This is a genomic window from Vibrio sp. 2033 (assembly GCF_033339735.1).
On the sequence record NZ_JAWOVC010000771.1, the window covers coordinates 1 to 530 of the forward strand.

Here is a 530-nt window from a genome sequence, read left to right on the forward strand (position 1 = left end):
CCAACGAGGAAGCGACAACAGCCATGTTCAGATGAATAGTTTGTTGGAACAACTGCAACAGTTGTCTGCGCCTCAAACACCGCAATACTTACAGTGGATTAAAGCCACGCAAGGTGACGATATTCATCTCATCGCGACGTCTGATGTGCTGTATTTCAAAGCGGAAGAAAAATACGTTTCGGTGTATGCGCAGCAAGGGCAGGGGGAAGTGCAAGAATATTTGATCCGCACATCGCTCAAAGAGTTGATTGGGCAGCTAAACCCAGAGCAGTTTTGGCAAGTGCATCGCTCAAGCGTGGTGCAAGTGTCTAAAATCAGTAAAGTAAACAAAGACTTTGCAGGAAGAATGTTTGTTTATGTTGGCGAAACTAAGTTGCCAGTGAGCCGCGCTTCTCAAAGTTTGTTTAAAGGCATGTAACTTTTCCCTAATCCGTTGCTGCTCACTCTTTACACTGTAAACTCGCCCCACATCATCTAAATTATCAAGGAAGATAAATGAGTTATCGTGTGACTTTATTGAATGCGACGGG

General features: G+C 44.3%; 1 protein-coding gene. It reads left to right on the forward strand.

Annotated features, from left to right (window positions below; all coding sequences use genetic code 11):
* Window positions 1-418, forward strand: a 418-nt coding sequence (locus R7P74_RS29000; RefSeq protein ID WP_318124164.1) for a LytR/AlgR family response regulator transcription factor, incomplete at its 5' end; no start/stop codon positions are given.
* Window positions 419-530: the final 112 nt, after the last annotated feature.